This window comes from Mycobacterium sp. E2479 (assembly GCF_001667925.1).
Classification (GTDB): Bacteria; Actinomycetota; Actinomycetes; order Mycobacteriales; family Mycobacteriaceae; genus Mycobacterium.
Map to the genome: position 1 here is coordinate 21665 of NZ_LZJR01000059.1, position 24495 is coordinate 46159.

Genomic DNA, 24495 nt, shown 5'->3' on the forward strand with positions numbered 1-24495 from the left:
ATCTTTTCGCCGAAGTATTGGCCTCGGAATCTGCCTATTAGGCCTACTAAGAACCCGGGCCATTCCCTATGCTGAGCGAGTGCCAAACACCTTTCGTGTCGTTCAGTGGAATACCGGAAACGTCGGCAAGAGCTCACTGAAATCGATCGTCACCAACCCCACCCTGGAATTGGTCGGCTGCTACGCCTGGTCGCCGGAGAAGGCCGGGCGCGACGCCGGCGAACTCGTCGGGATCCCGCCGCTTGGGATCACGGCCACCAACGACATCGACGAGTTGCTGGCCCTCAAGCCGGACTGCGTGGTCTACAACCCGATGTGGATCAACGTCGACGAACTGGTCCGCATCCTGTCCGCGGGCGTCAACGTGGTGACCACGGCCTCGTTCATCACCGGGCACAACCTCGGCGACGGCCGCGACCGCATCTTGGCGGCCTGCGAGAAGGGCGGGTCCACGATCTTCGGGTCGGGTGTCAGCCCGGGTTTCGCCGAACTGTTGGCCATCGTGTCGGCCATGGTTTGCAACCGGATCGACAAGGTCACCGTCAACGAGGCCGCCGACACCACCTTCTACGACTCGCCGGAGACCGAGAAGCCCGTCGGCTTCGGCCAGCCGATCGACCACCCCGACCTGCCGGCGATGGCCGCGAAGGGCACGGCCATCTTCGGCGAGGCCGTCCGGCTGGTGGGCGACGCGCTCGGCGTCGAGCTGGACGAAGTGAAGTGTGTCGCCGAGTTCGCCCAGACCACCGAGGATCTCGTCATGGCTTCCTGGACCATCCCCGCGGGACACGTCGCGGGGACCTACATCAGCTGGCAGGGCATCGTCAACGGCAAGACGCTGATCGACCTCAACGTCCGCTGGAAGAAGGGCCAGACCCTGGAGCCCGACTGGAAGATCGAGCAGGACGGCTGGGTCATCCAGGTCGACGGGCAACCGACGGTCACCACCAAGGTCGGCTTCCTGCCACCGCCGTACTTCGAGGCCACCACGCTCGAGGAATTCATGGACCTCGGCCACATCATGACGGCCGTGCCGGCCATCAACGGGATCGCCGCCGTGGTCGCCGCGGCGCCGGGAATTGCCACCTACGCCGATCTTCCGCTGACGCTGCCGCGCGGCAACGCGTATCTCGGGTAGCCGGATCAGCCCTCGCCCGCCGCCACGGCCTCGCGGACATTAGCCCGTCGCCGAGCGGGTTTGGCGTAGCGGGCACCCAGCGGCGGCACCGCGAGCGGGCCCTGGTCACGGACCGCCTCGATGGCGTTGCGCAGCGGACGGGCAAGGCCCGCAAAGGATCCCATGTCGAACAGCAGCGGTGTCAGCAGTCGGTTGTGAATGAAACCGAAGGCGCTGCCGGTCTCGGGGTCGGCCCAGCCGAGCGTTCCGCCCAGACCGACGTGACCGAAACCGCGGAGTAAACCGGGAACCGGCGACTCATGGTAGCCCAAGTGAAAAGGCATGGGCACCACCATGTTCGCATCGGGCCACTTGCGGCGCGCCTGCCCGGCCAGTCCGTGCGCCAGATCTTCGGACAGGAACTTTTTTCCATCGATGCGGCCGTCGTTGGCCAGCGCGCCGAACATTTTGGCGAGCGCGCGGCCGGTGACCACGCCGTTGGCCGCGGGGACCTCGCCGTCCAAAAACGCGGTGTCGCCCTTGATCAGGGAGATGACGCCGGGGAAGTACATCGCGCCCAGCGCACCGGAGAATGGCAGACCGGCCACCCTCGGTGCGATGAAGTTGAACACCGGTGCGCGCAGCCTGCCCTGCGGTATCAGGATTTGCGCCGGTGTGGTCGGTGAGCCCTGCGGTGGGCGGCCTAGATGCAACCCGTCGGTGTTGAGCGGGCGGGCCACCTCCTGCCGGATCAGCTCCCGCATGCCCTTGCCGGTCACCGCCCGGGCCAGACCGGACAGCAGCCAGCCGAAGGTGAGCGCGTGGTAGGCCTGCACGCCGCGCAGGTGGTCGACCGGCGCCGCCGCCAGCCGCTCCTCCATGAGCAGGTGATCCATCAACTCCGTCTTGGTGACTCCGCGCAGGTGTGACAACCCGGAACGGTGCCGCAGGACGTCGCGGACCGTGATCTCGCCCTTTCCATTGGCGCCGAACTCGGGCCAATATTCGGCGACCGGCGCGTCGTAGGACAGCAGGCCGCGGTCGGCGAGCCGGTGAATCACCGTCGCCGCGACCCCCTTGGTCGCCGAGAACACCATGGCGCCGGTGTCCGCGGTCCAGCGCTGCGTGCCGGCCCGGTCCGACCACCCGGTCCACACGTCCACGACGGGAATCCCCCCGACATAAACACTCAGCGCCCCGCCACCGAAGCGACGACCGGGAAAAAGCTGGGAGAACACCCTGATGGCGCTCGCGAAGCGCGGGTCTGCAGCGCCGGACACACCGCGTGGCAAGCCAGCGTCGGTGACCAGCAGAGTCGACGGCGTCACCGCGTCGCGACGCCTCGATCGTTCACGAACTTGAAGCTATCAGCCCTCCGGTGGCTCAGGTTTCGAACCGGGGGCTTGTTCGGTGGGTGAGTCCCTCAAATACCGCCTTAGCCGCAGCAGCTGGTTGACCACCATGCCGATGCCGAGCAGCATCAACACCACCACTACTGCCACCACGATCGCGGTGCTCACCCGTCCATGATGACAGGGTGGGCGTTTTGATAACTCTCATTGCTGGGTAGCCACAGCGGCATGAGCAACGAAGACAAGCTGAAGAACAAGGTCGAGGACCTGGGCGGCCGGGCCAAAGAGGCCATCGGCAAGGCCACCGGAGACCCCGACACCCGGGACGAGGGCAAGGCGGACCAGGCGAAATCCAGCCTGAAGGACGCCGGCGAAAAGGTGAAGGACGCCTTCAAAAAGTAAATGAACAACCGCATGGAGTTGGCCGTGATGTCGGTGCGCCGGTTGGTCGTGTCCGCGCTGTCGGTGGCGGCGGCGGCCGGTTCAGTGGTGTGGAGCGCATCCGTTCCGTCCGCGGCGGCCGAGCCGTGTCCCGACGTCGAAGTCGTTTTCGCCCGAGGATCCGGCGAAGCACCAGGTGTCGGCGGAATAGGTCAGACATTCATCGATTCGTTGCGCTCACAGGTCGGTGACAAATCGCTGACCGTGTATCCAGTCAATTACCCTGCCAGCACTGATTTTTCGAGCCCTGACTTCCCGTTGACCGTCATCGACGGCATCCGGGACGCCAGTTCGCACATCGAGTCGATGGCCGCGAATTGCCCCAACACCAAAGAGGTGCTCGGCGGCTACTCGCAGGGCGCGGCGGTGGCCGGCTACACCACCTCGGCCGCCGTGCCCCCGGGCGTGCCCGCGTCGGCGGTGCCCCCACCGATGCCGCCTGACGTCGCAAAGCACGTCGCCGCCGTGACGTTGTTCGGTACGCCGTCGGGCCAGTTCCTGCGGAAGTACAACGCACCGCCGCTGATTATCGGCCCGTCGTATCAGGCCAAGACGCTCGAGTTGTGCGCGCAGGGCGACCCGATCTGCGGCAACGCCGACGGCAACGACCTCGCCGCGCACACGTCGTATCCGCTTAACGGGATGACCAATCAAGCTGCCAACTTTGCTTCCAGCCACCTCTGATATTGCGGTCTTGCAGAATGAGCCAATGCGGGTTCTGATCACGGGCGGCACCGGATTCGTCGGCGGATGGACCGCCAAGGCCATCTCCGATGCGGGGCACGCGGTCAGGTTCCTGGTCCGAAACCCCGACAAGCTGCACACCACCGTCGCCAAGCTGGGTGTCGACGTCTCGGACTTCGCCGTCGCCGATATCACCGACCGCGTAGCGGTGCGCGCGGCGTTGCAGGGATGCGACGCCGTTGTGCACAGCGCCGCGCTGGTCGCGACCGATCCGCGCCAGACGCCCGAGATGCTCGCCACCAACATGCAGGGGGCCCAGAACGTGCTGGGCCAGTCGGTCGAACTCGGCCTGGATCCCATCGTCCACGTCTCCAGCTTCACCGCGCTGTTTCATCCGGACCTGGAGACGCTGACGGCGGACCTGCCGGTGGTCGGCGGGGCAGACGGATACGGAACGTCCAAGGCGCAGGTCGAGATCTATGCCCGGGGGCTGCAGGACGCAGGTGCGCCGGTCAACATCACGTACCCCGGCATGGTGCTCGGTCCGCCGGTCGGCGACCAATTCGGTGAGGCCGGCGAGGGTGTGCGGGCGGCCGTGCAGATGCACGCGATCCCCGGTCGCAGCGCCGCGTGGCTGATAGTCGACGCCCGCGATCTGGCCGCGCTGCACGCGGCGTTGCTCGAGCCCGGGCGCGGGCCGCGCCGCTACACCGCCGGTGGTCATCGCGTGCCCGCGGCCGACCTCGCGGATCTGCTCGGCGAAGTCGCCGGGACGCCGATGGTCGCCGTCCCGATCCCGGACACCGCGCTGCGCGTTGCGGGCGCGGTGCTGGATCGGGCGAACCGTTTCCTGCCCTTCGATACGCCGTTCACCTGGGCCGGAATGCAGTACTACACGCAGATGCCGGCGTCCGACGATTCCCTGAGCGAACGCGACCTCGGCATCACGTATCGCGACCCCAAACAGACTGTGGCGGACACCTTCGAGGCCATGCGTGCCGGCGGCGGTTAGCCGCCGCGCGATTCAGCTGGCGGGCTTGATTTCCAGGCCGACGTGCACCTTGTCGATGCCGCCCCGGACGATTGAGTGCACGTAGAACCACGGCGCGTGATACCAGTACCGCTTGAGGACGGCGTTGTAGACACGTCGGGTCTCGGACTTCGGCAGCACGCGGGCCTTCGCTTCGACCTCTTCGCTCTTGGGCTTGCCCAGCACCCCACTCCTGGCGATCGTCACCCTGGGAGTGTTGTTGATCCGCTTGGTTTTCCACGAACCGTCGTCGGTGATCACCAACAGCGTGTCGTCGCCGTCGGGCACGCCCCAGATCGGTGTCGGCTTAGGACGCCCGTCCTTGGTGAATGTCGTCAGCAGCAAATACTTGGATTCGATAACGTCTTTGAAGCTGGGGGCCACGCGTGTTCCCTATCTGTGAGTGGATTTGCCCCATCATTCCCCAATCGTGACGTTCCCAATCATCGAGACCGGCGTCGAAACTTCCGCCGAGGCGTCAATTGGTTGCCGCGGCCGAAATGGATTGGCTCACCGTATAACTGTCGATGCCTTCGGTACCGAGGTCCCGGCCGTACCCACTGTCCTTGACCCCGCCGAAAGGTGCCGCCGGATCCATGATGTAGCCCTCGTTGACGGCCGAAGGTGCCCGACCGCACCCTGGCCGCCACGCCGTAACCGCGCTCGACGTCGGCGGTGAATACCGATCCCGCCAGCCCGTACTCGGAGTCGTTGGCGATTCGAACCGCCTCGTCCTCGTCCCGGTAGGAGATGACGGTCAGCACCGGGCCAAAGATCTCCTCGCGGGCGATCCGCATGCCATTGGTGGCGTCACTGAACAGCGTCGGCCTTACGTACCAACCGGTTTCGAGGCCATCAGGCATCTCGCTGCCGCCGGTCACCAGGCGCGCCCCTTCGCTGCTGCCCTCTTCGATGTAGCCGCGAACCCGCTCCTGCTGCCGTTGGTAATTCGCTGCCATGCCGCAGAACGCCGCGATCATGATCAGCGGCAGGCGGACCTGCGCCATCTTGGCGAACGTGATGCGAGCGCCGATCTCGGCCGAGATCAAGGCGGCCATATCGGCTGGGCGCTCCTTGTAGACGCCGGCCAGGCGGGTGAGCGCCTCGATCCGTTCCGCCGGTTGCATGCGCGGCCACGGCCCGGTGTGAAAGCCGTGCGCGCCGCGCCGACGGCGCGGTTCACATCCTGGGGTCCCGCGGCAACCGCGTGACCGATCACCGCCTCGCTGTGCGGCGATATCACCGAAATGACGGTGTCGTGTCCAGAGGCTGGCGCCCTGCACTCCCCACGATGAAGAGCCGGTCCCTTTCGTACATCGATCTCCTTGCGGCTCTGCGTGTTCAGCGATCAGGTGTTGCGCCCGCCATTGACCCCGAGTATCTGGCCGGTGATGTAGCCGGCTTCCTCGGAGACAAAGAACGCGCATGCTGCGGCGATGTCCTCCGGCTTGCCGACGCGGCGTACCGGGGTGCGCTGTATGTGGTCCTCCACCGTGCCACCGAGCAGGTGCCGCCGCTCGGCGCTGCGCAGCATGGGTGTATCGATGAACCCCGGCGGCACCGCGTTGACGGTGATCCCGGCTGGTCCGTATTCGAGGGCCAGCGACTTGGTCAGGCCGTTCACCGCGGACTTCGCGGCCACGTAGTGGGCCATGTACGGCTGGCCGGAGTGGGTGCTCGACGACGAGATGTTGACGATCCGCCCCCATCCCGCCTCGACCATGTCGGGCAGCACCGCCTGGATGGTGTGAAAGACCCCGTGCAGGTTCACGTCGATCACCTTCGACCAGTCCTCGAAAGACATGTCGGAGAACTTTCCGAACCCCTCCACGCCCGCCGCGTTGACCAACACCAGAATCGGCCCGAACTTCTCGCGGATCTTCGCTATCGCGGTCTCGACCTGGGCGCGGTCCGTGACATCGGCGCGGTAACCGAAGCCGTCGTCGGTGGGAGACAGATCGAGGACGGCGACTTGAAATCCGTCTCTACGCAATCGCTGGGCGACGGCTCGGCCGATCCCCGAAGCACCGCCGGTAACGACCGCCGTCTTCACGCGAGCACCACCCGACTTTTGCTGAGCGACCGCCCAAATGCTGGGCTTCACATGCCTATCACCCGGCCTCGGCGACGGTCAAGCGCGCGTTGCCGATTTCGCCTTGATTCCGCTCAGTCGCCCCTCTTAGGGTCCGTCGATGGACGGAGTCACGGTGCAGCAGTCGCAGATCGAACTGTTTGCGCCCGTGGTGGCGCGCCTGCACGGACGGTGAGCCTTGACCACTGCCACCGGAGGTGCAAACATGTCAGCTACCCGGTTTGGGCGATCGCTCAAACGAGCGGGCCGACAGTTTGTCGCAGAATGAACGGCTCAATGGCTAAGCGCACCAGATACAGCGAAATACCACGATCAGTACGCGAATTACCGGCTCGAGCTCGGTATGGCATTGCATGAACAGGATGCCGTCTTGGTCGATCGAGGCCACCCATTCCGCCCTGAAGACGCGCGCGCAGAACACCTTTCATCTCAGCGATCAGGAATTGCCCATCCGCCAGTTCCACACCGTCATTCGCGACACGGTGGACGCCTACCGGTCCGTAGAGTCGTCATGACGCTGGCCCAAGAATTCTCCGACCTTGAACCGTTTGTCGACGACTGGGCTTTGCCAACCCGGGCCGACCGCTACGAGGCGCGGCTGTCCAAGCCCTACGACGACCTCGTCAGGTTTTACGACGCCATCGCACCGCGGGCCGAGGAGGCGATCGCGTACCTGAATGAGCGTGACATCAACGCATTACCGGACGATGCGCGACCAGGCCGCTGCACCTGCTCTATTCGATGATCCTCGTCTCCTATGCTGTCAACGTGTTCAAGCGGAATCGCATCGGACTCCGGCGCCGCGTTCTTCGACATGGCTGTCGAACCGGCCGTGTGATGTGACCTGCCCGTGACCGCATCCGAGCGACCGAAAGCACGCGACTCCACGACGCGCGACATGCTGGTGGAGGCGACGAGTCAGATCATGCTCGAGGAGGGTTACGCCGCGGCCACGTCGCGGCGCGTCGCGGCCAAGGCAGGTGTCAAACCGGCGTTAGTGCATTACTACTTCCCCACGATGGACGATTTGTATCTGGCCGTATTTCGCCGCGGTGCCGCGATCTATCTTGAGCGCCAGCAGAAGGCGTTGGCCTCCGACCAACCGTTGCACGCCTTCTGGGCAACTCTCACAGAGCCCAAGGACACCCGGTTGCTGCTCGAGTTCATGGGGCTTGCCAACCACCGCAAGGAGATTCGGGCCGAAATCTCGGCGTGGTCGGAACGCTGGCGTGAACAGCAGATCACCGCGCTGAACTTCATCATCCGCGAACACGACATCGACACCGACGAATTCCCGCCAGCGGCACTCGCGGTTGTCATCACATCCATCGGGCGCACCCTGATCCTCGAGCAGGGGCTCGGCACCCACGGTGGACACGACGAGGCCGTCGCGTTGGTCAACCGCTTCCTGGACCGGTTTGAGATGCCCGAACCCAGAGCGCGCCGGGAACGCGGCGCGAAGTAGCTCGAATCCCATGCGCCGCATCACTGCGAGCTTTACGATGCGATCCTGCGCCATAGCTACGGCGCTCAAGGAGGCCCGCCATGGCACTGCCCGCTTTGGTTCTTGTGCACGGAGGCGGACTCGCCGCCGATTCTTGGGATCTGACCATCGATGAGATCCATCGGTTGGCACCGGAGTTGACCGTGCTTGCCCTGGACATGCCTGGACGGAGGAACAAACCGGGAGACCTGAGAGAGATGACTATCGCCGACTATGTCGACTCGTTGGTCGGTGACATCGAAAGCGCCGGCTTGAAAGAGATCGTCATCGCTGGTCACTCAATGGGGGCCATACCGCTGCCAGGAGTCGTCGCCAGGTTTGGACCGGCTCTGGTCCGCGAAATAATTTTTGCCGCCGCGTTTCTGCCGCCGGAAGGCACATCGATCGTGGACGACTCACCGTGGCAGATCGCGATGATCGCACGCCGCAGGGCAAAGAAAAACATGCCGACGCCAACGCCGAAGTTGTATGCACGGTTCTTATTCATGAACGGGGTTCCTGCGCGTGGCCGCCGATTCATGACCGGCAAACTCTATCCAGAGTCACTGCGCATTCTCACCGAGAAGGTGTCTCGACGGGGAATGCCCGATGACATTCCGCGCACCTGGATCCTGACCCGGCGGGATCGTGCTCTCGCTCCTAAGCTGCAGCGCAAATACATTGACGCGCTCGGCGGTGTGCAGACACTCATCGAGATCGACACCTGCCACATGGTTATGGTCAGCGAGCCCGAACGGCTGGCGAAGATCCTCGTCGGGCGCTGCCTGCTCTATTCGTAGCCGCTCTCAGGGCAGCACCACCCGCAGCCGCTCCCAGCCGCGCACCGTGGACGTCGACGCCAATTGTGCGGTGTCGTAGTCGATGTCCCACTCCGGCCACCGGTTGAGGATCTCGTCGAGCGCGACGCGCCCCTCGAGGCGAGCCAGGTTGGCGCCCAGGCAGTAGTGCACGCCCTTGCCGAACGTGATGTGTGAGATGTTGTCGCGACGGATGTTGTAGTTGTCCGGATCGGTGTAGCGGCGGGGATCGCGATTGGCGGCGCCGAACAGCAGTAGCATCGCGCTGCCCGCCGGGACAGTCGTGCCGTAGCAGTCGAAATCCTTTGCCATCCAACGTGCGACGTGTGGACCGGTCGGTTCGAATCGCAGTGTCTCGTCGACGGTACGGGTCAACAGGGACCGGTCTTCGTAGACTTCGCGTCGCTGGTCGGGGTGCTCGGCGAGCACCTTGGCCAGCCAACCGATGAGCCGGCCGGTGGTCTCGTTGCCCGCACCGGCGACCACCTGCGTGTAGTGCAGCACCTCTTTGCGCGTCAGCTTGCGGTGCACCCCGTTCTCGTCATCGAATTCGACGTTTAGCAGCGTCGTCATCAGGTCGTCCGAGGGGTTCTTCGATCGCCAGTCGACGTAGTCGGCGTAGATGCGGCCGTCAGCGATGGAGTCGGCGTCGGCGACCTTCAACGGCGCGCCGGGCTTGGTGCGCAGGTTAGCGTCGTTGGCGTCGCGCACCGAGATCTGCTCGGACTCTGGTATTCCCAACAGCATGCCAATCACCCGCATCGGCATCATCGAGGCGAGTTCGGCGATGATGTCGAATCCCCCGGAGCCCAGCAGCGGGTCCAGACAACGCACGCAGTACTGCCGGATCTGATCCTCGAGGGCGGCCATCCGGCGCGGCGTGAACACGCGGGACATCAGCCCGCGGAGCCTGGTGTGCTCCGGCGGGTCCTGGAACATCATGACCCCGCCGGGCATGTCGAATTTCGACTGGACGAGCTCGAGGATATCGCTACGCCTGTTCGAGAAGGTCTCCCAGTCAGACAGCCCGTGCTCGACATCGGAATGCCTTGACAGAGCCCAGAAGTTGTAGCGCTCGTTGTAGTAGATCGGTGCCTCTTCGCGCAGCCGCGCGTAGACCGGGTACGGGTTGGCATTGATGTTGACGTCGTAGGGGTCGTAGTAGACGTCGGTGTCGTTGGTGACGGTCATCGATGCTTCCTGACTTCAGACGGCTGCCGGCATCGACCGGGAGCGCAACGCCGGTGATGTATCGCGCTTCGACGCGGGCCGGAACCACGCGGCATTGACCATGCCCGCGACGATGTCGGCACCTTCCGGTGCGAGCCGGGCGGCGTCACGTCTTCGCTGCGCCCGTGCCGCGCCTGTCACGAATGCGACCTTGCCGTTCATCCGACCCATGACATCCTCCACCCATCAACTTTGGGCGATCGCCCAAACATGTGGCGCAGGCCATGTCTAGCAGCATCGCGACGAGTCCGTCAAGCCCGCGCCGCGGCCTCGATCGGCGTTGCCGCGGCGGCGCGGGCGTGGACGACGAGCGCGGTCGCGTTCCAATCGGCGAGCCCGCCCCGGCGCTGTTGATGGTCCGCCACGCGCCCGACGGTGTGCCGTTCAATATCGGGGCGGCCAAGAGATGATGGTCGGGTGGCGAATGAAAAGGCGGCGACCGGGCTTCTGCTGATCGATCCCTACAACGATTTCATTTCTCCGGGCGGAAAGGTCTGGGACCGGTTACAGCGCGTCATCGAGAGCAATGACTGCGTCACTCATATGCAGCAGGTACTCGACGCCGCCCGCGGCGCGAACCTGCGCGTTTTTTATGCGCTGCATCGCCGCTACCGGCCGGGCGACTACGAAACCTGGAAATACGTCGCGCCGGTGCAACGAGCGGCCTGGTCGCGCAAGACCTTCGAATACGGCAGCTGGGGCGGCGAGATCCGGCCCGGGTTCGAGCCGCAAGCGGGCGACATCGTCGCCCATGAGCATTGGTGCTCAAGCGGTTTCGCCAACACCGACTTGGACCTGCAACTCAAGCGTCATGGCATCGAACGGGTCATCGTGATGGGTTTGATCGCCCATACCTGCGTCGAGGCGACGGTTCGCTTCGCCGCCGAGCTTGGTTATGACGTCACGGTGGTCCGGGACGCCACGGCCGACTACTCGGACGCCGAAATGCGCGCCGCCCTCGAGGTGAACATGCCCAACTACGCCTCGGCCATCGTGACCGCCGATGAGGCCGTTGCTGTGATCACCTCCCCGTAACGAGACGTCAGAAGCCAGATCAATTCCGTGAAGATTGGCGCGACACCGCGACAGTGACGTGGGATCAGTTACGGCGCGATGTGCGTGCTCGGCGCGTTCACGGCGGCGGTCCGGCGCGCCGGCGCCGGCCGGCGAGCTGGCAGGTGCGTTCATCGGGCTGGCCGGCAATGACTCCCTAGTCAGACGGGCCCGTCAGTGCGTCGATGTGGTAGCGGCTGGCTGTCCAGGGCGGTGAGTCCACGGTAGGCGTCAGGGTGACCGTCAGCTGCGCCTTGCCCGCCGTGACCGACCGCGGCACCAGGTAGGTGTCGTCCAACCATCGGTGAAAGGTGTTGCTGCGCGGCTGCAGCCAGTTCCCGGTCGGCACGCCGTCGACCGCAACGTCAACCGATTGGAAGCCGGTCGCCTGATCCGATGTGCGGCGCAGCAGGATGCCGTGGTTGTCCGGATCGATCTGAACGTGAAACGTGATCGCGCCCTGGGCCCTACGCACCGAGCCCACTACGGGCAGGGTGTCCTGGGTGCCCTCGTACTCACTGACCAGTAACTGATCGGTTGCTTCGGAATCGTTGTAGCCGTGCAGGACTCGATTGACCGGATCGGTGGGGCTCACGTCGTCTGCGCCGGTGACACCGGCGTCCGGCTGCGTGTAGAGGAATGCGGTTGAGCTGTAGTCGGGTTGGACCATGTTCCGCTTGCCGTGCTCGATACCGAACCGGATCGCGGAGTGATAACCGATAGCGTCGGCAAGCATGATCCGGTACACGCAGACGCAGTAGTCGGCGCACCCGCCCGTGGCCGTACGTTGGTCGGGTTGGCCGTTGAGTGGGTCGCTGAAGTGGGTGCCGTTCTTGAAGTACCAGCCGCCCTCGTAGAGGTCCTCGGTGCCGGTCCCGTACCACTGCGGTGATGCGGCGCCGTCGGTGTAGACCCGTTCGGCGCCTTCGAGAAAGTACGGGGCGTCGTCACTGAATGCCGTTTTGGTTCGATAGCCGTGAATGGTTTGACTGACGCCGACGAATTTGCCGTGTCCCTGTTCTTCGGCGAACACCCAATCCTGGCCGGGGATCGTGGGTCCGGCGTGTGAGCGCGCGGTGAAGTAGCCGGCGCGGCCGCTGGTCAGCGCGGGCGCCCACTGGGCGTCGGGTGTGGTGGCGACGTCGCTGTCTATCCCCGTCACCGGTTCGGTGCCTGCATTGACGAGCATCACGCGGACTGACTCAGCGAAAGGCATTGGCCACCAATCGGATAACACCAACGCCCCGTCGGGCTCCACGCTGGTCGCGAACATCAGGGACCGCACGGGGTTCGCGCCCAGCCCGGCGCCGAAGAATTCCCCAAGCGGTGAGTCGACCGTGGTTGCGCCGTCGAACTCGATCTGCAGCCGCAATCCGGTTAACTGTTCTGCCGCCGGCTCGGGCAGGTGCAGCCTCAGCGCCGAGATGCTGGCCGGTCCACCCGATTCGGCAATAGTCAGCTCGGCGCCTGCTGGGAGGTCGGTGACCCGATTGGTGTGTACGGCACTGGCTGCCGCCGGTTTGGGGTCTACCGCGCCGGCGGACCGGAGAGTGCTCAGCACATCGAGCGCGGGGTCGGATGGTGAGAACGTGTTTATCCCGTCGGCGTCGGGAAATTGCCGATAATCGACGTGGTAGTACTCCAAATGGGATGTGACGCTGACCCGCATGGACCGCCGATAAGGCATCGGCACCTTGACGTAGTCGCCTCCGGGCGATTGAGCGGCGTTGGCCACTAGAGGCCACACGAACGGGGCCCCCAAATTGCCGTCGACCAACGATTGCAGTGAAGTGTCTACCACGGACTGCCCGTCCAGCTCGATGCGGATGTTTCCGAGGGCGCGAACATTGCCGCCATCGCGGGTCAGCCAGATCGAATCGATCTCTCCCGTACCGTGATCCTCCGCGATGACGCAGCCGGCACCCCCTGGCGCCAGGCATCCGCCGCTGCCGTTGCGATTGCCGGTGGAGATGTCGAAGTCACCGCCGCTGCGATCAAAGCTCGACACCTGCAGGCTCTGCGAACCCGGGTTCAAATAGGGCAACCGGTCCAACCGGCGGTAGGTGTCCCAGCCGACCATCCTTTCACCGGCTGTGTCGGGGCCGGCCGGCTCCGCACCCGCCGCCCCCGTCCCGGAAATCGCCAGCAGCAGCACCGCGGATACCGCGCAACACGCCCGCGCCGCCACCAACATCCCGCTAGCCCTTGAGATCTCGATCCCGGCTGGGCTGAACACGTTTGGGTTCGCCCGGCATCTTCGGGTAGTTCGGCGGGTACGGCATGTCCCCGAGCCCGCGCTCTTCGTCGGCCTCGGCCATGTCCAACAATGTAGCGATCGATTGGACCGCGTCATCCATTGCGGCCCAAGGGTCTATTCGAGCCTTGACGACGTCGGGCACGGTGGCCATGGTGTAGTCGTCTGGTTCGGCGTCGGCCAGCTCCTCCCACGTCAGCGGCATCGACACCGTCGCGATCGGGGTGCGCCGCACCGAATATGCCGAGGCCATAGTGCGGTCCCGCGCGTTCTGGTTGAAGTCGATGAAGATGCGCTCGCCACGCTCTTCCTTCCACCATGACGTGGTGACGGCGTCGGGTGCGCGGCGCTCGACTTCGCGGGCCAGGGCGATGCCTGCGCGGCGCACCTCGATGAAGTCCCAGTCGCGGGCGATCCGCAGAAAGACGTGGATTCCGCGACCACCCGAGGTCTTCGGGTATCCCACCAGACCGAGTTCATCAAGCAACGGCCGCAGCACGTCGACCGCGACGGTGCGCGCCTGCTCGAACGCGACCCCGGGCTGCGGGTCCAGGTCGATGCGTAGTTCGTCGGGATGCTCGGTATCCGGGCAGCGCACCTGCCACGGGTGCAAGGTGACCGTGCCCATCTGCGCCGCCCACACGACCGCCGCCGGATGGGTCACCTTCAGCGCGTCGGCCGTCCGTCCCGACGGAAAAGTCACCTGGCAGGTCCGCAGGTAGTCGGGGTGGTGCTGCGGGATCCGCTTCTGGTAGATCTCCTCGCCGTCGATGCCGTCCGGGAAGCGTTGCAGGTGGGTGGGCCGGTCGCGCAGCGTGTCGAGCATCGGACCGCCCGCCACGGCACGGTAGTAGTCCACCAGGTGTCGTTTGCTCCCGTTGGATCCCAGTTTGGGGAAATACACCTTGTCCGGATTCGTCAGGCGCACCGCAATGCCATCGACGTCGAGCTCTTCTGCAGCAGCCATGCCTCCGATTCCAGCACAATCGGGCTATGGACCTCCCCGTCATGCCGCCGGTGTCGCCGATGCTCGCGAAGTCGGTTCGCTCGATACCCCCTGACTCGTCCTATGAGCCCAAGTGGGACGGCTTCAGGTCGATCTGTTTCCGCGACCACGACCAGGTCGAGCTGGGCAGCCGCAATGAACGGCCGATGACCCGCTATTTCCCTGAGCTGGTCGAAGCAGTCAGAGCTGAGCTGCCGGACCGCTGCGTGATCGACGGTGAGATCGTCATCGCCACCGACCACGGGTTGGATTTCGAGGCGCTACAACAACGCATCCACCCGGCGGACTCGCGCGTGCAGATGCTCGCCAAGACCACGCCGGCATCCTTCATCGCATTCGATTTGCTCGCCCTCGGCGACGACGACTACACGCGGCGCCCCTTCAGTGAACGACGTGCCACCCTCGTCGACGCTTTGGCCGCCTCGGGGCCCTCGATCCACGTCACGCCGGCGACCACCGATCTGGACACCGCGCAGCGCTGGTTCGACGAATTCGAGGGCGCCGGCCTCGATGGCGTGATCGCCAAGCCACTGAACATCGCGTATCAACCGGACAAGCGGGTCATGTTCAAGGTCAAGCACGAGCGGACGGCCGACTGTGTGGTCGCCGGCTATCGGGTGCACAAGTCCGGTGCCGGCGCGATCGGTTCGTTGTTGCTAGGTCTCTACCAGGACGATGGACAGCTCGCGTCGGTGGGAGTGATCGGCGCGTTTCCGATGGCCGAGCGGCGGCGGTTGTTCGACGAACTACAGCCGCTCGTCACCGATTTCGAGGATCACCCGTGGAATTGGGCGGCCCATGAGGCCGGCGAGCGGACTCCTCGTAAGAACGAATTCTCGCGCTGGAACGCGGGTAAGGACCTGTCGTTCGTGCCGCTGAAGCCCGAGCGAGTGGTCGAGGTCCGCTACGACCATATGGAAGGCCGGCGGTTTCGCCACACCGCACAGTTCAATCGGTGGCGTCCGGACCGTGACCCGCGCTCGTGCACCTACGAACAGCTCGAACAGCCGGTGACCTTCAGTCTCGGCGAGATCCTGCCGGGACTCGGTTCGGGCTAAGACGGCGGTCAATCGCCGGCCGGACGGCATCTGAGCCGGGATGTCGGCTTCTATTGTCACGATGCCGCTGTCGTGCGTATCACCAACGAATTTCTTGATACCTCAACACGTTTGAGGTTTTCCAATGCCGGTGAGCTATCTAGTTGGTTGTCGGTGGTGGTTGCGGCTGGAAGGGTTCGTACCACCACCAGTCGGCGCGCTCGCCGGTGGGCCCGGGACACGGCGGGACGGTGGGCGGGAGTTGAGTTGGTGGGCGCGCGACCGATCCCGGGCGCAGTGGTCGCCCGGAGCTGTCGGTGACGCCGAGATCGTCGGCGCGTCCGACGATGGCGATGACGCCCCGGTGGTGCAACCGATGGTGATAAGGACATACCAACACCAGGTTGGCCAAGTCGGTCAGACCGCCGTCCTCCCAGTGCCGGATGTGGTGTGCGTGCAGACCGCGGGTGGCCCCACAACCCGGAACCACGCACGCGGGATGGCGGTGCTCGAGCGCGCGGCGCAGCCGTCGGTTGATCACCCGCGTCGCACGGCCCGCACCGATGACCTTGCCGTCACGTTCGAACCACACTTCGCAGGTGGCATCACAGGTCAGGTATCGACGTTCGGCGTCGCTGAGCAGCGGACCGAGATGCAGCGCCGCGACGGGCTGCTGAGCATCGACGTGCACCACCACCGTGGTCTGATGGCCGTGTGGCCGGCGGGCCGCCTCAGCGTCCCATCCGGCCTCGACCAGGCGCATAAACGCTTCACCGTTGCTCGGCAACGGCGGCGCCTGATCGCTGGCGCCCTCGGCATTGCTCCGATCGTGCTTCCATTCGGCGATTAGCGCATCACGATGCGACGCCAGCGCCGTGTCGAACTTCGCCGCATCCAGGTGTGGAAGCGTGATCCGCCAACAGGTGAACCCCTCGCCGGAGGTCACGGTGATCGAGCGCTGCGGTTCAGGCCGAGAATCGGGTTCGGGTCGGGGTTCCAGCTTGACCGCCGTACGCAGCTGGTTAACCGTCGCGACGGCGGCCAGCTGCGCATAGTGCTCATCAGACCCCTCCCCGGCCCTCGCGACGATGACGCCAACCTGGTCGAGCGACAGTCGGCCCTCCCGCAGGCCTTGGGCGCAACGAGGAAAAGCCTCGAGCCGGCGCGCGACGGTGGTGATCGTATGGGCGTTCGCCGATGACGAGCCCATCTTCCAGGCCACCAACGCCGGAACCGACCGTGCGCCCGTGACGCCGCCGAGCTCGTCGCGATCAATCTCGGCCACGATCTCCACGATGCGCCCATCAATCGCGTTGCGCTGACCTGTCAACTCCGCCAGCTCGTCGAACAGCACCTCCAGCCGCTCGGCAGGGCTCACCGCGACCGGAGGCGTTGCAGTCGAAGACATGGCCTCATCATCGCAACCGGGTACGACAAATCCGGGCCACCCAATACGGCGACGGCAAGTGACCGCATTACCAAGCCGCGTGACGACCGCGGACCCCGAATCATGAGCCGAAGCGGCGGCTCAGCCGTCGATGTGCGTCGGCGGGTCGGCGAAGGTGAAATCCGAGGGCTGCTGGCCGGGACCCATCAGACCGCAGTGATTGTCGGGCACGAGGTACGAACTCATGCCATTGGGAACCAAGCGGGTGACGGCCACACAACGTTGCCAGGTGCCGTCGGGCTGGACGGGTCCGTCGCACTTGCTGAGTACGGGTCCCCCGTACTGACAGCCGGCGCGGGCGGGTGGCGATGCGGCGATCCAGTGTGCGGCCAGCAGCAAGGCAGCGAATCCTCCGACGATGCACCGCTTCATGGTTGCCTCCCGTCAACGACGCTACCGTCTGTGCGACTGCAAACACACGGTTTAGCCGCGTTTGATCCCGATCGGAGCGGGCACGCGGCAACCATGTCAGTCACAGCCTTTCAAGACCTGCCGTTGGCCGATCGTGACCGCAAATGGGATGGGGACGCGGCCGAAACGCGGGTGCGTAAGTGGGCCGACGCACAGGACGGTCCGAACCAGAAGTACCGCGACGCGCACGTCTGGTACGACGCGGATAAAAAGGACAATTTCACGGCCTACAAGCTGCTGATCGCCGATGTCATCGACGGCAACCTGAAGGCCGTACCCCGCGGCGTGATGGCGGCGGGCGCGATCATGGACGGGGCGCGGGGCGGCATCGACGTGCCCGAGTCCGATGTCGATCGGATCAAGAGCCACTTGGCGAAGTACTACAAGAAGATGGACGAAAGCCCGCCGTGGGAACGGGACTAGACCCTGACCGTGAGCTGCGATAGCCCGCGCAGCGTCACATTGGGCTTGTACTGGGGCTCACTGTCCAATCGGGCGTTCGGAAATCGCGCCGTCACCGCCGACAGGGCCACCCCGGCTTCCAGCCTGGCCAGCGGCGCACCCAGGCAGTAATGCGCGCCGCGACCGAATCCTAAGTGCCGCATCGCTTTCCGATCCGGATCGAAGACATCGGGGCGGTCATACTCGGCGGGATCGCGCTGGGCGGCGGCGGTCAGCAGCATCATGATGTCGCCCTCGGGCACCTCAATGCCCCCAATTGCCATGTCGTCGCCGGCGGTTCGGGCGATCATCTGCACCGGCGGGTCATAGCGCAACGTCTCCTCGATGACCGCGGGAGCACGGCTGGCGTCGGCGCCGAGCGCGGTCCATTGCGACGGTTGGCGCAGCATCGCCAGCACCGCGTTGCCGATCAGGTTCACCGTGGTCTCGTGACCGGCGACCAGCAACAGGACGCAGGTGGAGACGATCTCCTCGGCGGTCAGCTGGTCGCCTGACTCTTCCACGGCGATCAGTCCGGACATCAGGTCGTCGCCGGGCCGCGAGCGTCGCCGGTCGATCAGGCCGTGCAGGTAGGCGCGCAACCACATTCCGGCGGCCATCCGCTCTGTGAAGTTGTCTGATGGCGCTCCGGTGAAGGCGACGAACGGGTCCAGTGATTGCGCCAGCAGCGCGGACACGCGGCTGAACTGTGGCTCGTCCTCGAGCGGCACGCCGAGCAGTCGGCAAATCACCGCTACCGGCAATGGGTAGGCGAGGTCTTCGACGACTTCGAACCGCTCCTTCTCGGCGATCCGGTCGAGCAACCCGGTTATGAGCGCGGTGATGTCGGGCTGCAGCGCGTTCACCACTTTCGGTGCGAACGCCTTGCTGACCAGTTTCCGCAGCCGGGTGTGGTCCGGCGGGTCCTGAAACAAGAAGCCCGGCGGGCTCGGCGGCGGCGCCTCGGCACCCGTCTCGATGAGCTGGCGGGTCTGCGCTTCGACCTGCGCGCGGGCGGCCTTCGACTTGCTCCTGTCGTTACTCGACGACGGGTGGCGCAAGGCGTCGTCGCAGTCACGGTAGGTCGAGAACACCGCGAGGTTGCCTTCCGGCAAGGCGATCGACCCGCGTTCACGAAACTGCGCGAACAGCGGGTAGGGGTCCGCACGGACGGCCGGGTCCAACAGCTGTACCAACAATTGACCGGGCTTGGTGGACTCGGCAGGCGCGGTCGTCATCCTGACATTGTGCCCGGCGCCCGGCGCCCCCCTTACTCAGCGGCGCAAGAACTCCACGATGTGGCCGGCCAGCTCCGCTCCGGCATCCTCCTGCACGAAATGGCCGGCGCCACGGATTACCGGGTGGTCGATCCCCTGGGCGCCACGCATCTGGCGCTGGAAGATGGCGGCCATCGGTCCGGTGATCGGGTCGCTGTCGCTGAAGGCGACCAGCATGGGTGTCGGGCTGGCCGAAAGCATGGTCCAGGCGGTCTTGTTAGCCACCGCGGCGGGGTCGTCCGGTGAGGTGGGCACCAGGCCGGGCATGGCGCGCGGCCCGGCGCAGTAGTCGTCGGTGGGGAAGGGCGCGTCATAGCCGGCGCGCACCTCCTCGCTCATCTTTTGGCGGCAGCCGCCCTGGACGAACGCGCCGATGTTCAACGTCGGCGCCGAGGTGATCGCTTCGCGGAACTTCCACCAGACATCGGCCATGGGCTGCTCGCCATTCGGTAGCCCGGTGTTGGCGACCACCAGTCGAGCGAACCGTTCGGGATGTTCTGCGGCAAGGCGCAATCCGATCAGTCCACCCCAGTCCTGACCTACCAGTGTGACGTCGTGCAGGTCGAGGACATCGAAGGCCACCGCTCGCATCCACTCGACATGGCGGGCGTAGCTGTGGTCTTCGCGGCGGGTCGGCTTGTCCGAGCGCCCGAACCCGACTAGGTCGGGGCAGATGACGCGATGACCGGCGGCGGCGAGGATCGGCATCATCTTGCGGTACAGAAATGACCACGACGGTTCGCCGTGCAGCATGAGAATGGGGTCGGCGCTTTCCGGGCCGTCCTGGACCCAGGCCACGCGCAGCGCGCCGCCTTCGGCGTCGGGCAATTCGCAATACCTTGGGGTGTAAGGGAAATCGGGAAGACCGGCGAAGCGGTCCTCGGGTGTCCGCAGCGTTTGCATGTCACGACCCTTCGGATAGTCCGGCCAGGCCCGGATCCGCCATCAAGCGATCGAGAAAACCGTGCTGGCCTTTCAGCAATTTGACACGCGCGGTCGCCACCGCGAACCAGCCCACGCGATCGACCTCCGGAAACTCCCGGAGCGTGCCCGATCCTTTCGGCCACTCCAATTCGAAAGTGTTGCTGCGCGCGTCGGCGATGTCGAGGTCGCTATGGACGGCGAAGGCGGTCACGACCTTACCGCCGGATTGTTTCAGCTGACCTAGGTCGATGCGGGGCCCGGCCGGCACCGGTAGCCCCAGCTCCTCTGCGAACTCCCGCTGCGCGGCCGCCCAGGGATCTTCCCCATCGGTGTACTCGCCTTTCGGGATCGACCACGCGCCGTCGTCTTTGCGGGCCCAGAATGGCCCACCCGGATGCGCGAGCAAGACCTCGACGACGCGGTCGCGGGTCCGGTACAACATCACACCCGCGCTCAGTTTGGCCATCGAGGCCTATTCTCCCACAGCGCGTTCCAGATCCTTGAGCGAGGACTCCAGGTGCGCGAGCAGGCGTTGCAGGTGCGGCACGCTGCGCCGGCAACCCACTAGGCCGAAGTCCAGATTGCCGGCGTTGCTGGCCAGGGTGATGTTCAGAGCTTGGCCGTCCAGCGCGATGGACAGCGGGTAGTTGCCGTCGAGCCGGGCGCCCCCGTAGTAGATCGGCTGTGTCGGGCCCGGCACATTCGAAATGATGATGTTGAACGGTGGTGACGTCGAGGACACCCAGCCCGGGACCGCCGCCAACGCCAGCGCTGACGTGTTGACGGCCGAGAGCGCCAGCGCCTGGAAACGCGGTAACTGCGAGAACACTTTCTTGTTGCTGCGCATCGAGTCGCTGATGGTCAGCAGACGCTGGGCGGGGTCATCGGCGTCGGTGGCGAGGTTGCACAGAATGGCGCCGACCAGGTTGCCGCCGGCATCAGCCTCTTCCTCCGTGCGCAGGCTCACCGGGACCATCGCGATCAGCGGTGTGTCCGGCAGCGCGTCTTGCTCGAGCAGGTAATAGCGCAGGGCGCCTGAGCACATAGCCAAGACGACGTCGTTCACCGTCACCCCCGCCGCCTTCTTCACGTTCTTGATCCGGTCCAGTGACCAGGACTGCGCGGCACACCGGCGGGCACCGCCGATCTTGACGTTCAACATCGTCTTCGGCGCCCCGAAGGGCAACGTCAGTTGCTGCTCGAACAGCGCCGCGCGCGCCAACCCGATCGTCGAGGGAGCCAGTGCCGCAAGGGATCCCGCTGTGCGGGCCAATGAGCTCAATGGAGACGACGGACTGGACTTGCGCTTGGGCTTAGGCAGAGTCCACGGGGCGCGAATCTCGGGGTCCTCGGGGTCGGTGGTCAATGCGCGCTGCATCAGCTTCTGCGCGGAGACACCGTCGATCAGCGCGTGGTGCACTTTCGTGTAGATGGCGAACCGGCCATCTTTGAGACCTTCGACGATGTGTGTCTCCCACAGCGGGCGGTGACGATCCAGCAGGCTGCTGTGCCACCGCGAGGTGAGCTCCAGCAACTCGCGGACGCGTTTGGGGGACGGCAGCGCCGAGCGTCGGACGTGGTAGTCGATGTCGACGGCGTCGTCGTACGACCAGCCAAGGTTCGCGACTCCGCCGACAAAGCTCGCGGGACGCTTGCGAAATGTGGGCTGGAAATCCCGCTGAGCGGCCAGGCTCTTGTACAGCTCACTAACGAAGCCGCGGCCGGCGCCCGGCGGGGGCTCGAACAACTGCAAGCCTCCGACGTGCATGGGATGTTCGCGAGATTCCCCCAGAAGAAAGATCGCGTCGGTGGGCATCATCAGTTCCATCCACCTATTAGACCCATTTCGGCCTGATCCGGGAAGCTAACGCGGGATTGGACCCGCGTCAGATCATCAGGTCACGACCGACCATGTCGAGGTCGCGATCAAATCCCCGCGTTCCAGCCCGGCGGAGCGGTGCTCGTGCACCTTGGCGTACTCCCGGGTCGTCACCATGTCGACGAAGGCCTGCGGGGTTGGGTACTCGACGATGAGAATCGCGTCCCACCAAGGTCGTTCGCCATCGCCGATCACCACCGATGGCGCACCCCCCGCATACCGCAGGGTGGCGCCCACGCGTTCCAGGTGTGGAGCCACTTCTCGACCGTATTGCACGTAGCTCTGCAGGCCGCCCTCCGGCTTGAACTTCAACAGGTTGACCATCACCACCGGCGCATCAACCGGTCGCGCCGCGAGCGCGGCGAACTGCTCGGGCGTCGGCTGCAAGCTGCTCATGTGAATCTCCCTGCGCTGGTTACCTTCTGAATACATGCGGGGGCGTGGTTACAGCAGATCCGTGATCGTCTTCAGGCCCGCGTCATAGAGCACACCGGGCAGCATCCCACCGTCGCACTCGATGGTGGTGCCGTTGACGAAGTCGGCCTGTCCACCGGCGAGGAAAACGCAGACCCGCCCGACTTCGGCGGGCTCGCCGGCGCGACGCAACGGGACGGCGGCGAAATACTCTGCGCCATCGGGGTCGTCCTTGGGTAGCACGAACGATCGGAAGTTCTCCGTCATCGTCGGGCCCAGGGCGATGCAGTTGACCCGCACCGTGGGCCCCCACTCTTCGGCCAGGGAGCGGGTGAGGTGGTTGAGACCGCTTTTGGCCGCGCCGTAGGAGACCAGGGTCGGAGACCCGGCCGGATGTCCGGCGCCGCTGGAGATGTTGATGATGCACCCGACGCCGTCCTGGGTTTGCATCTGCCGATAAGCGCGGATCGCGAACCACAATGGGCTGATGAGGTTCATCTGCACGGCGAAGGCGTGAAACAGGGCCGTGCGCGCGTAATCGTCGTCGGCGGCGGGCGCGCCCTGAATGCGTTGCACCAGTTCGGGAATGCTTTCGGCATGCGGCGCGGGAACGGTTCCTCCGGCATTGTTCACCAGGATGTCGACCCGACCGTGGGTAGCCACGACCCCGGCGACGAACGTGTCGATCGAGCCATGGTCACCCTGATCGCACACCTGTTGGGAAGCGCGGTCCGCCCACTCCGGTTCGATGCCGGGAATGGTGGGCAGCGGTGACCGCGAGCAGCCGATCACGGTCGCACCGGCGCGCAGCAGTTCATGGGCGATGCCCACGCCCACGCCGCGGCTGGTGCCGGTGACGATCGCGACCTTGCCGTCGAGGACGCCCATTAACAGACCCTCTCACGAAACCACCGATTGTTGACAGTCACTGTCATCCAGTCATAGCCTGCCATTTCATTCGCCGATGTGTAAAGAGCGCACCGTCCGGGAGGTCAATGATGAGCAGGCCAGCCAAATTCCGCGTCATCCAGTGGGCCACTGGGGGCGTGGGCAAAGCGGCGATCGGGTGCGTCATCAATCACCCACAGCTGGAGCTGGTGGGGTGCTGGGTGCACAGCGCGGACAAAAACGGTGTCGATGTCGGCCGGATCGTCGGCACACAGGAGCTTGGCGTCACCGCCACCACCAGCATCGACGAAATACTGGCGTTGGATGCCGACTGCGTCATGTACAGCCCGCTGATACCCAACGACGACGAAGTGATCGCCATTCTGCGGTCCGGCAAGAACGTGGTCACACCCGTTGGCTGGGTCTACCCCGACCCGGACAACAAGCGTCACCGGGCCGTCGCCGACGCCGCGACGGAAGGCGGTGTGACGCTGCATGGTTCGGGCATTCACCCCGGCGGCATCACAGAACGGTTCCCGCTCATGGTGTCCTCCCTGTCGTCGGCGATCACGCACGTGCGTGCCGAAGAGTTCTCCGACATCCGCACCTACAACGCGCCGGACGTGGTGCGCCACATCATGGGATTCGGGGGTACCCCGGAGGAAGCCACACAGGGGCCGATGGCCGGTCTGCTAGCAGGGGGTTTCAAGCAGTCGGTGCGGATGATCGCCGACCACATGGGCTTTCGCATCGATCCCGACATCAGGACGGTTCAGGACGTCGCCGTGGCGACCGCCGACATCGACTACGATCCCTTCCCGATCACGACCGGCACGGTGGCCGCACGCCGGTTCCGCTGGCAGGCCCTCGTCGATGGCGAGCCGGTCATCACCGCGGCGGTCAACTGGCTGATGGGTGAGGAAGATCTGGCCCCGGCCTGGAATTTCGGCGGGCGGGGTGAGCGCTTCGAGGTCGAGATCACCGGTGACCCCGACGTGAGTCTGACCTTCAAGGGTCTGCAACCGGAGACGATCGCGGAGGGCCTGGTGAAGAATCCGGGCGTCGTGGTCACCGCCAACCACTGCGTCAACGCCATTCCTGACGTCTGCGCCGCCGAGCCGGGCATCAAGACCTATCTCGACTTGCCGCTGTTCGCCGGACGTCCGGCTCCCGGCCTCGCCGCGGGAAAGCCATGACCGAGTTCCTCGAAATGCAGC

27 protein-coding genes and 2 pseudogenes are annotated in these 24495 nt (G+C 65.3%); 12 read left to right on the forward strand and 17 right to left on the reverse strand.

Annotation, left to right across the window (positions count from 1 at the left end; translation table 11 throughout):
• The first annotated feature begins 79 nt into the window (after window positions 1-79).
• A complete protein-coding gene (locus A5686_RS06900; protein WP_067932423.1) occupies window positions 80-1138 on the forward strand; it encodes a dihydrodipicolinate reductase in 1059 nt (352 codons plus the stop codon).
• 5 nt (window positions 1139-1143) lie between these two features.
• Here A5686_RS06900 and A5686_RS06905 read toward each other — a convergent pair whose 3' ends face one another.
• Window positions 1144-2445, reverse strand: coding sequence for a serine hydrolase domain-containing protein (locus tag A5686_RS06905; RefSeq protein ID WP_067932426.1), 1302 nt, complete (start codon window positions 2443-2445; stop codon window positions 1144-1146).
• 39 nt (window positions 2446-2484) lie between these two features.
• Entirely contained in the window at window positions 2485-2637 is a 153-nt protein-coding gene (locus A5686_RS27555) for a hypothetical protein (protein ID WP_197520508.1), read from the reverse strand.
• Between the two features lie 60 nt (window positions 2638-2697).
• Between A5686_RS27555 and A5686_RS06910 the strand changes: the two genes are divergently transcribed.
• Genes A5686_RS06910 through A5686_RS06920 form a run of 3 tightly spaced genes read left to right on the forward strand, consistent with a single transcriptional unit; the run spans window position 2698 to window position 4606 of the window.
• Window positions 2698-2871 carry a CsbD family protein gene (locus A5686_RS06910; protein WP_067932428.1) on the forward strand — a complete coding sequence of 58 codons (174 nt, stop codon included), beginning with the start codon at window positions 2698-2700 and terminating at the stop codon, window positions 2869-2871.
• Between the two features lie 12 nt (window positions 2872-2883).
• Complete coding sequence (locus tag A5686_RS06915; protein WP_067932568.1) at window positions 2884-3594, forward strand: cutinase family protein; 711 nt, start codon at window positions 2884-2886, stop codon at window positions 3592-3594.
• A gap of 25 nt (window positions 3595-3619) precedes the next feature.
• Window positions 3620-4606 carry an SDR family NAD(P)-dependent oxidoreductase gene (locus A5686_RS06920; protein ID WP_067932430.1) on the forward strand — a complete coding sequence of 329 codons (987 nt, stop codon included), beginning with the start codon at window positions 3620-3622 and terminating at the stop codon, window positions 4604-4606.
• Between the two features lie 12 nt (window positions 4607-4618).
• On the opposite strand, the gene A5686_RS06925 is transcribed toward A5686_RS06920, so the two are convergent.
• The 3 genes and pseudogenes from A5686_RS06925 to A5686_RS06935 all read right to left on the reverse strand — a co-directional run bounded on the left by A5686_RS06925 (window position 4619) and on the right by A5686_RS06935 (window position 6677).
• Entirely contained in the window at window positions 4619-5008 is a 390-nt protein-coding gene (locus A5686_RS06925) for a PPOX class F420-dependent oxidoreductase (protein ID WP_067932432.1), read from the reverse strand.
• Between the two features lie 94 nt (window positions 5009-5102).
• Window positions 5103-5945: pseudogene (locus A5686_RS06930) on the reverse strand (aldehyde dehydrogenase family protein).
• Window positions 5946-5972: 27 nt separating this feature from the next.
• Window positions 5973-6677, reverse strand: coding sequence for an SDR family NAD(P)-dependent oxidoreductase (locus tag A5686_RS06935; protein ID WP_067932570.1), 705 nt, complete (start codon window positions 6675-6677; stop codon window positions 5973-5975).
• A 401-nt stretch (window positions 6678-7078) separates the two neighbouring features.
• Here A5686_RS06935 and A5686_RS27110 point away from each other — a divergent pair, with 401 nt between their 5' ends.
• The 4 genes from A5686_RS27110 to A5686_RS06950 all read left to right on the forward strand — a co-directional run bounded on the left by A5686_RS27110 (window position 7079) and on the right by A5686_RS06950 (window position 8999).
• Entirely contained in the window at window positions 7079-7231 is a 153-nt protein-coding gene (locus A5686_RS27110) for a hypothetical protein (protein WP_231986310.1), read from the forward strand.
• Window positions 7228-7461, forward strand: coding sequence for a hypothetical protein (locus A5686_RS06940; protein WP_369829683.1), 234 nt, complete (start codon window positions 7228-7230; stop codon window positions 7459-7461). Before A5686_RS27110 ends, A5686_RS06940 begins: the two co-directional genes overlap by 4 nt.
• Before the next feature lie 153 nt (window positions 7462-7614).
• Window positions 7615-8181, forward strand: a complete 567-nt coding sequence (locus tag A5686_RS06945; protein WP_067932572.1) for a TetR/AcrR family transcriptional regulator — start codon at window positions 7615-7617, stop codon at window positions 8179-8181.
• 80 nt (window positions 8182-8261) lie between these two features.
• Entirely contained in the window at window positions 8262-8999 is a 738-nt protein-coding gene (locus A5686_RS06950; RefSeq protein WP_067932437.1) for an alpha/beta fold hydrolase, read from the forward strand.
• Window positions 9000-9005: 6 nt separating this feature from the next.
• On the opposite strand, the gene A5686_RS06955 is transcribed toward A5686_RS06950, so the two are convergent.
• Window positions 9006-10208: a cytochrome P450 gene (locus A5686_RS06955; protein ID WP_067932439.1), complete on the reverse strand. Its 1203-nt coding sequence runs from the start codon at window positions 10206-10208 to the stop codon at window positions 9006-9008.
• Window positions 10209-10313: 105 nt separating this feature from the next.
• A pseudogene (locus A5686_RS27115) lies at window positions 10314-10418 on the reverse strand (SDR family mycofactocin-dependent oxidoreductase); the annotation flags it as partial.
• Between the two features lie 246 nt (window positions 10419-10664).
• On the opposite strand from A5686_RS27115, the gene A5686_RS06965 reads away from it, so the two are divergent.
• Window positions 10665-11282 carry a cysteine hydrolase family protein gene (locus A5686_RS06965; RefSeq protein ID WP_231986311.1) on the forward strand — a complete coding sequence of 206 codons (618 nt, stop codon included), beginning with the start codon at window positions 10665-10667 and terminating at the stop codon, window positions 11280-11282.
• 175 nt (window positions 11283-11457) lie between these two features.
• Here the strand turns inward: A5686_RS06965 and A5686_RS06970 are convergent, their stop codons facing one another.
• Together A5686_RS06970 and ligD are read right to left on the reverse strand one after the other, a co-directional pair.
• Entirely contained in the window at window positions 11458-13494 is a 2037-nt protein-coding gene (locus A5686_RS06970) for a glycoside hydrolase family 172 protein (RefSeq protein WP_067932443.1), read from the reverse strand.
• A gap of 4 nt (window positions 13495-13498) precedes the next feature.
• Entirely contained in the window at window positions 13499-14521 is a 1023-nt protein-coding gene (ligD, locus tag A5686_RS06975) for a non-homologous end-joining DNA ligase (protein WP_067932446.1), read from the reverse strand.
• A 26-nt stretch (window positions 14522-14547) separates the two neighbouring features.
• Here ligD and A5686_RS06980 point away from each other — a divergent pair, with 26 nt between their 5' ends.
• Complete coding sequence (locus tag A5686_RS06980; RefSeq protein WP_067932448.1) at window positions 14548-15618, forward strand: ATP-dependent DNA ligase; 1071 nt, start codon at window positions 14548-14550, stop codon at window positions 15616-15618.
• 139 nt (window positions 15619-15757) lie between these two features.
• On the opposite strand, the gene A5686_RS06985 is transcribed toward A5686_RS06980, so the two are convergent.
• A complete protein-coding gene (locus tag A5686_RS06985; protein ID WP_067932450.1) occupies window positions 15758-17005 on the reverse strand; it encodes an HNH endonuclease signature motif containing protein in 1248 nt (415 codons plus the stop codon).
• 120 nt (window positions 17006-17125) lie between these two features.
• Window positions 17126-17416, reverse strand: coding sequence for a hypothetical protein (locus A5686_RS06990; RefSeq protein WP_067932452.1), 291 nt, complete (start codon window positions 17414-17416; stop codon window positions 17126-17128).
• Between the two features lie 93 nt (window positions 17417-17509).
• Between A5686_RS06990 and A5686_RS06995 the strand changes: the two genes are divergently transcribed.
• The gene (locus A5686_RS06995) at window positions 17510-17878 is read left to right on the forward strand and encodes a hypothetical protein (RefSeq protein ID WP_067932454.1); all 369 of its coding nucleotides are present in this window, start codon (window positions 17510-17512) and stop codon (window positions 17876-17878) included.
• On the opposite strand, the gene A5686_RS07000 is transcribed toward A5686_RS06995, so the two are convergent.
• From A5686_RS07000 to A5686_RS07025, 6 genes are all read right to left on the reverse strand, one after another.
• Window positions 17875-19134: a cytochrome P450 gene (locus A5686_RS07000; protein ID WP_067932456.1), complete on the reverse strand. Its 1260-nt coding sequence runs from the start codon at window positions 19132-19134 to the stop codon at window positions 17875-17877. The genes A5686_RS06995 and A5686_RS07000 overlap by 4 nt on opposite strands.
• Window positions 19135-19170: 36 nt before the next feature.
• The gene (locus A5686_RS07005) at window positions 19171-20076 is read right to left on the reverse strand and encodes a haloalkane dehalogenase (protein WP_067932458.1); all 906 of its coding nucleotides are present in this window, start codon (window positions 20074-20076) and stop codon (window positions 19171-19173) included.
• 1 nt (window position 20077) lies between these two features.
• On the reverse strand, window positions 20078-20563 hold the full coding sequence (locus A5686_RS07010; RefSeq protein ID WP_067932460.1) for an NUDIX domain-containing protein: 486 nt from the start codon (window positions 20561-20563) through the stop codon (window positions 20078-20080).
• Window positions 20564-20569: 6 nt separating this feature from the next.
• Window positions 20570-21925 (reverse strand): wax ester/triacylglycerol synthase family O-acyltransferase, encoded by a 1356-nt coding sequence (locus A5686_RS07015; RefSeq protein ID WP_067932462.1) that lies wholly within the window; start codon window positions 21923-21925, stop codon window positions 20570-20572.
• Between the two features lie 66 nt (window positions 21926-21991).
• Entirely contained in the window at window positions 21992-22372 is a 381-nt protein-coding gene (locus tag A5686_RS07020; protein WP_067932464.1) for a DUF1330 domain-containing protein, read from the reverse strand.
• A gap of 48 nt (window positions 22373-22420) precedes the next feature.
• Window positions 22421-23278 (reverse strand): SDR family oxidoreductase, encoded by an 858-nt coding sequence (locus A5686_RS07025; protein WP_067932466.1) that lies wholly within the window; start codon window positions 23276-23278, stop codon window positions 22421-22423.
• A 110-nt stretch (window positions 23279-23388) separates the two neighbouring features.
• Here A5686_RS07025 and A5686_RS07030 point away from each other — a divergent pair, with 110 nt between their 5' ends.
• Complete coding sequence (locus A5686_RS07030; protein ID WP_067932576.1) at window positions 23389-24474, forward strand: dihydrodipicolinate reductase; 1086 nt, start codon at window positions 23389-23391, stop codon at window positions 24472-24474.
• The last annotated feature ends 21 nt before the right edge of the window (window positions 24475-24495 follow it).